The following is a 6,881-nucleotide window of genomic DNA, read 5'->3' on the forward strand; positions in this document are numbered from 1 at the left end:
TGACCTGTTTAATTCACGTAAGCGCCGGTCAGAAACCCGTACCGATAATGTATTCACCTATAGCGAATTCCAATGGAGGGAGCGACAGATCACCCTTTCTTTCCTCTACCGCTTCAATGAACAACAAGACCAGCGAAGTCGCAGGCGCCGGAATGGCAATGGAGGTGAGGATGATTATGAATTCGAGGGTTCTTCCAGATAGTAATTTGAAAACACTATAAAAACAAAAAAGAAGCCGTTTGGCTTCTTTTTTTATGCTTCCCGCTTAGCCCTTCTGGCTTCGCGTCTTTCTTTCCACATTTCACGGAGATTACCGCCTACCCAATAAGGGATAACAAATAACAGCAGGAACATCATCAGCCAGAAGCCAATGGTCACAATGGTGAGAAATGCTAAAAATCCTAGATATTGATCAAATTCAAACATGGGATGCGGTATTGATGGCACAAAGATATATTGAAAATTGGAAAAACAGCAAAGCGTGCCGAAAAAATTTAAAGCGGCTTAAAAATTCAAGCCCGGGGCGGTAAAAAGGCCCTTATATCCTACCTTTGTGTAGACCTAAAACAATGCAATATGAGCTACAGAATTGAAAAGGACACCATGGGTGAAGTCAAGGTGCCTTCGGATAAGTACTGGGGGGCCCAGACCGAACGTTCCCGGAATAATTTTAAAATAGGACCTGCAGCTTCCATGCCTTTAGAGGTTATTTATGGATTTGCCTATCTCAAAAAAGCTGCAGCATATGCCAACTGCGAACTGGGGGTATTACCTGAAAACAAGCGGGACCTCATTGGCCGTGTGTGCGACGAAATCCTGGAAGGTCAGCACGATGAACAGTTTCCTTTGGTCATCTGGCAAACGGGTTCAGGGACCCAGAGCAATATGAATGTAAATGAGGTAGTAGCCAACCGCGCACATGTCCTTGCCGGAAATGAGATTGGAAAAGGCGAGAAAGTACTGTCGCCCAACGATGATGTAAACAAATCACAATCTTCAAATGATACCTATCCCACTGGCATGCACATTGCAGCATACAAAAAAGTAGTGGAAACTACCCTGCCAGGGGTAATACAGCTACGGGATACCTTGCAGAAAAAATCCAAGGCATTTGAAAATATCGTCAAAATAGGACGCACCCATCTTATGGATGCCACTCCCCTTACCCTGGGACAGGAATTTTCGGGTTATGTTGCCCAGCTGGACCACGGAATGAAAGCACTGCAGAACACCCTGGACCACCTAAGTGAGCTGGCCCTGGGGGGAACGGCTGTTGGTACAGGATTAAATACCCCTGCAGGATATGATGTGGTGGTGGCCCGCTATATTGCGGAATTTACTGGGCATCCCTTTAGAACCGCTGCCAATAAGTTTGAGGCACTGGCGGCACATGACGCCATGGTGGAAACCCATGGCGCACTTAAACAGCTGGCGGTTTCCCTAAATAAGATTGCCAACGACATCCGGATGCTTGCCTCAGGACCCCGATCGGGAATCGGGGAGTTGATCCTGCCAGCCAACGAACCCGGTAGTTCTATTATGCCCGGAAAGGTGAATCCCACACAGTGCGAAGCATTGACCATGGTATGTGCCCAGGTAATGGGCAATGATGTGGCGGTCACCATCGGGGGGACACAGGGCCATTATGAACTGAATGTCTTTAAGCCTCTGATGGCTGCCAATGTACTGCAGTCCGCGCAACTACTCGGGGACGCCTGTGTGAGCTTTGACAAGAATTGCGCAGTTGGAATTGAACCCAACCATGAGGTCATCAAAAAGCTCCTTTCCAATTCACTAATGCTGGTTACCGCATTGAACACTAAAATCGGGTACTACAAAGCGGCAGAGATTGCGAATACAGCGCATAAAAATGGCACTACCCTGCGTGAAGAAGCCATTAACCTGGGCTATGTAACCGCTGAAGAATACGACCAGTGGGTGAAACCCGAGGATATGGTGGGTTCCATGAAATAAATGCGATTTTTGATCTTAAGGAATAAAAAAAGGGGCTGAAACAGCCCCTTTTGTCAACTAACTAATTAACGTTTTACTTCAAAGTAAACCTGGAAGTTCCTAATAATTTAAGCTTGTCATCGTATACATTAACCATATAATTCCCTTTCTGGAAATCGCCATCAGGTTTGTTGATGTAATCGCAGACATCAAGCGAGTTGTTTTCGTAGTAGAAATTAGTTCCCTTACTGTAGCTAACAGAAGCTCCTTCTTCAGTTGACTTGGAAAGTCCTCCACCCAGGATATTGCCTTGAGGATCCAGAACTTCGATAAGGAATTCACGGTCACCTGCCTCGGCAATAGTGTTGTCAGCGACGGTAAAGCAAATCTTAAATTTATCTGTACTTCTTGCACGTGAAGTGGAAACCAATTTTCCGCTATTTCGCTCCCTCACAGCATCCACTGTGAATTCAGAAAGATTGAGTGCGGATCCGCGCTCAACAGCTGCTGCCAGCTGGGTGTTCTGTACAACCAGGGAATCGTTAAATACAGTTTGTTTCTCCAACTCAACAAAAGTACTGTCGCGTTGCATAGCGATCAAAGCATTAGATTGTGTAAGGGAATCTACCTGCTTAAGTAATTGTTCGCGTTCTGCCCTCAGCACTCGTACCTGCCTTCTGTAGCGGGATAGTGTGGAAATGTCCGCTTTCATAGTTTGTACAGAATCGATGTATTTGGCGATCCGGTCGCGAGCAATAACCAATTCCTCATTGGTGGCATTGCTTTCCAGGATGGCCTTATCGTATTCGGATCTTAGGCTCTCCAAATCCTCTACTACAAGTTCCTTTTCTTCGGTCAGTGCAGCAGTTGTTTTTTTCTTGTCCTGATAAAGACTAACGGTATAGATTATGGTTCCCAATAGCACCACCCCCAAAAGGCCCGCTATTACCTTTAATCCGTTGTTATTCTTTTGCTCTGTCATAGTGTAAATAATTAATTATTTTCTTGTTTGTTTACTTTTTCAGGATTCCCCTGTTTCCTCTATATACGGTTGAGTTTGGCTTTTAGATTTTTTTGCGGGCAAAAAAAGTGCTTTCGGACCTCGAAATAGTGATAATACCGTATCTTTATTAGGTTAAAAATCCAACTGATTTCCTATGAGATACATGCTGCTATTGTGCCTAGTTGCCTTTATCAATTGCAAAGAATCCCCTAAATCCCAAAAAGAGAGCTCACCTGCTCCTGAAACCCATACCCAACAAGAAAATACTGAGTTTGAAGTCACCCCCGTGGAACACGCAACGGCGGTAATCCGTTGGGATGACCTTACCCTTTATATTGACCCTGTCGGGGGTGCGGATGCCTTTTCTGCCTTTCCCCCACCCGACCTCATCCTCATTACGGATGTCCATGGCGATCACTTTAATGTGGAAACACTTGAGGGTTTGGTAACCTCCCAGGCTAAAATTATGGTTCCGCAGGCGGTAGCTGACCAACTGCCAGAATCATATGCCCCTCAGGTAGATGTACTGGACAATGGGGACAGTAAGGAACGTTATGGCATTTTGGTAGAGGCCATTCCGATGTATAACCTGAGGGAAGAGGCGAAGAATTTCCATCAGAAAGGACGGGGTAACGGCTATGTGATCAGCAAAGGAGGTATGCGTGTTTACTTTTCCGGGGATACAGAGGACATTCCCGAAATGAGGGCCCTCCAAGATATCGATAAAGCCTTTGTATGTATGAACCTGCCCTATACCATGACAGTTGAAAAGGCAGCGGAAGCGGTCCTGGAATTTAAACCTAAAACGGTGTATCCCTACCATTACAGGGGACGACCCGATGTGAGTGATGTAGGTAAGTTTGCTGAATTGGTTGCTTCCGGGGACCCGGAAATAGAGGTGGTGCAGCTCGACTGGTATCCTAACGCAGCTTACTAACCCAAAGTAATTGTAACGCAGCGGTATTTCCTGCGTCTTACATAAAGGCTATAAGCCTTATGACTAATTATCAAAAACCCAATTTTATGAAAACAGCTCTTTTGCGGTTTGCCGCAATGGGGGTCTTTTTGCTTTTTTTAAGCGCCTGTAAACAAGATCGCCCCAAAGAAACGGCAGCAGAATTTCAAGTACCCGTAACCTATTACAAACTGGATAACGGGTTAAAGGTGATCCTTTCACAGGACACCACCTCCCCTACGGCTATTGTGGCCGTTTATTACAATATTGGTTTTAGGATAGAACCTAAGGACCGGACAGGTTTTGCCCATTTGTTTGAGCACATGATGTTCCAGGGGTCAGAAAACCTGGGTAAAATGGAATTCATAAAGCTGGTTCAGCAAAATGGGGGCGTCCTTAACGGTTCCACCCGTTTTGACTTTACCAATTATTTTGAGATTGTACCTTCTCACAAACTGGAAACCATGCTTTGGGCAGAAGCCGACCGGATGCGCGGCCTGGATATTACCCAGGAAAACCTCACCAACCAGCAAGGGGTAGTGAAAAACGAGGTGAAGGTAAATGTCCTCAACCAGCCTTATGGTGGCTTCCCCTGGCTGGACATGCCGCAGTATGCCAACGAAAACTGGTATAACGCCCATAATTTCTATGGCGATCTGGAGGATCTGGATGCAGCCAACCTGGAAGATGTGGCAAGTTTCTTTAAGACCTACTACGCCCCTAACAATGCAGCAATTGCCGTTGTAGGTGATTTTGACCTGGAAGAGACCAAGGCCTGGATCGATAAATATTTCAGTGAAATTCCCGCAGCTGAACTCCCTCCTCAGCCAGACATTTCCGAAGCCCGTCAGGAGGAGGCCAAGGAATTTGTAAAAGACGATAATCTGGCCAACAAACCTGCTTTGGCCGTTGCATATCACATGCCAGAACGAAGTTCACCTGAATACTATGCCATGGGGCTGCTAGACCAGATACTTGTGCAGGGAGATAACAGCCTGCTGGTTCAAAAACTGGAAAAAGAGAAAGGCTACTCCTCTAATGTAGGTGGCGGTATCAATTACCTGGGCAATATGTTCAATTACAAGGGGCCCATGTTGTGGATGTACAACCTTACTTACGATAATGACACGAGTAAGGAAGAAGTCATGGCAGCTATAGAAGAAGTCATGGTGGATCTGGAGGAATCCCTCACCCAGGAAATGCTGGATAAGGCCATAATTAAAATCCGCTCGGAACTCTACGACAATATTGGTGGTTTCTTTGGCCTGGGACGAGCCGATTTGCTCTGCAGCTTCGCCCTTTTCGACGATGACCCGGAGCGTATCAACAGCCTAGAAGCTGAGTTCAGGAAAATCGACCTGGAAACGGTAAAACGCACCGTGAATGAATACCTAAGACCTACTAACCGGACCGTCCTGGTGGTAAATCCACTTTTGGCAGCTAACGAAAAAACGCAATAATCATGAAATCAATTTATATCGTTCTATTTGCCCTCCTGCTTATTCCCGTGCCTAATGCCATGGCGCAGGAAAAGGAACTTCCACCAGAAGGAGGCACACCTAAAAATTTCAACTTACCGGAAAAAGAGGTAGTTGAATATGACAATGGCCTGAAATTAGTTTTGATCCCATACGGTGCTATTCCAAAAGCCAGTATTCAATTCAGTATCAAGACAGGAAATATAAACGAAGGGGAAGACCAGGTCTGGCTGAGTGACCTGTTGGCCGACCTTATGCAGGAAGGCAGTACTACGCGCACTGCGCAGCAAATCGCGGATGAAGTAGCCGGGATGGGAGGCAACCTCAACATTGGCGTTGGGGCACACACCACCTCACTCTCTACTTCTGTACTCTACGAATTTGTTCCCGATGCTATTGATTTGATGGCCGATGTGCTCCGCAACCCAAAATGGCCTGAGGAAGAGCTAGATCGGCTTAAGAATGACATGAAGCGCAGCCTGGCAGTTCAGTTATCACGTCCAAGGGCACAGGCCATGCGTGATTTCTATGCCAGTCTATATCCAGACCATCCTTATGGCAGGGTATTCCCATCAGATGAACAGGTTGATTCCTATACAACTGATGCCATAAAGGGATTCTATGATGCCCATTTCGGTGCAAAACGCACTACCATCTACGTAGCGGGGAATTTTGACAATGCTGCCGTTAAGAAGGCCGTCGAAGAAGCTATGTCTGACTGGCGGGCTGGAGAAGAAGCCTCCTATCCGGTAGCTAAAGCCGTTACCGCCGGCAAGGTGCAAATCATAGACCGGCCCAACGCGCCGCAGTCCACCATTTACTTTGGCCTGCCCGTACCCGATCCATCACACCCGGACTACCTCGCCCTGGATATCACCAACTCCATCCTTGGAGGCTCTTTTGCTTCCAGGATCACCAGTAATATCCGGGAGGATAAGGGATATACCTACTCCCCTACTTCTGTGTTGGATGCCAACTACAAAACCGGACTGTGGTATGAGATGGCAGATGTTACCACAGAGCATACCGGGGCCTCAATTTCAGAAATCCGAAAAGAAATCCAGCGGCTTCAGGATGAGCCTCCCTCTGCAGAGGAACTGGAAGGTATCGTTAACTATGAATCCGGGATTTTTGTACTCCAAAATTCCAGTCCGGGGGGTATCATCGGACAACTGATATTTTTAGACACCCACGATCTGGATGAATCCTTCCTGGAGAACAAGGTGGCCAATATGCACGCCGTAAGCCCTGAACAGGTATCTGAGCTCACACGAAAGTATATAAGGCCGGAGGATATGACCTTGATTGTGGTTGGGGATAAAGTGAAAATAGAAAATCAGATCCAGGAAACGCTGGATCAGCCGTTAAAGCAATAAGGAAAAAACTCCCGGGAGCTCCCGGGAGTTTTTATTTAATCTCTGATCAACTTCTTGTATTTAATACGCTTGGGCATGATATCGTCCCCAAGGCGTTTCTTCTTTTTTTCCTCATA

General features: G+C 46.5%; 7 protein-coding genes. 5 read left to right on the forward strand and 2 right to left on the reverse strand.

Translation table 11 applies throughout. The features are described from left to right. Positions 1 to 202, forward strand: a 202-nt coding sequence (locus tag AC4E7D_RS09715) for a hypothetical protein (RefSeq protein WP_490173604.1), incomplete at its 5' end; no start/stop codon positions are given. Positions 203 to 252: 50 nt separating this feature from the next. On the opposite strand, the gene AC4E7D_RS09720 is transcribed toward AC4E7D_RS09715, so the two are convergent. After that, on the reverse strand, positions 253 to 447 hold the full coding sequence (locus AC4E7D_RS09720) for a hypothetical protein (protein WP_490173610.1): 195 nt from the start codon (positions 445 to 447) through the stop codon (positions 253 to 255). Between the two features lie 129 nt (positions 448 to 576). Between AC4E7D_RS09720 and fumC the strand changes: the two genes are divergently transcribed. After that, the gene (gene fumC, locus AC4E7D_RS09725; protein ID WP_490173605.1) at positions 577 to 1,974 is read left to right on the forward strand and encodes a class II fumarate hydratase; all 1,398 of its coding nucleotides are present in this window, start codon (positions 577 to 579) and stop codon (positions 1,972 to 1,974) included. 73 nt (positions 1,975 to 2,047) lie between these two features. Here fumC and AC4E7D_RS09730 read toward each other — a convergent pair whose 3' ends face one another. Beyond that, complete coding sequence (locus AC4E7D_RS09730; RefSeq protein WP_490173606.1) at positions 2,048 to 2,935, reverse strand: DUF8428 domain-containing protein; 888 nt, start codon at positions 2,933 to 2,935, stop codon at positions 2,048 to 2,050. Positions 2,936 to 3,110: 175 nt separating this feature from the next. On the opposite strand from AC4E7D_RS09730, the gene AC4E7D_RS09735 reads away from it, so the two are divergent. The 3 genes from AC4E7D_RS09735 (at position 3,111) to AC4E7D_RS09745 (ending at position 6,765) form a co-directional block, all read left to right on the forward strand. Continuing rightward, entirely contained in the window at positions 3,111 to 3,893 is a 783-nt protein-coding gene (locus AC4E7D_RS09735; protein WP_490173607.1) for an MBL fold metallo-hydrolase, read from the forward strand. 86 nt (positions 3,894 to 3,979) lie between these two features. Continuing rightward, positions 3,980 to 5,371 (forward strand): M16 family metallopeptidase, encoded by a 1,392-nt coding sequence (locus AC4E7D_RS09740; protein ID WP_490173608.1) that lies wholly within the window; start codon positions 3,980 to 3,982, stop codon positions 5,369 to 5,371. Between the two features lie 2 nt (positions 5,372 to 5,373). Further along, positions 5,374 to 6,765 (forward strand): M16 family metallopeptidase, encoded by a 1,392-nt coding sequence (locus AC4E7D_RS09745; protein ID WP_490173609.1) that lies wholly within the window; start codon positions 5,374 to 5,376, stop codon positions 6,763 to 6,765. Positions 6,766 to 6,881: the final 116 nt, after the last annotated feature.

It is taken from the genome of Lentiprolixibacter sp. (genome assembly GCF_982873095.1).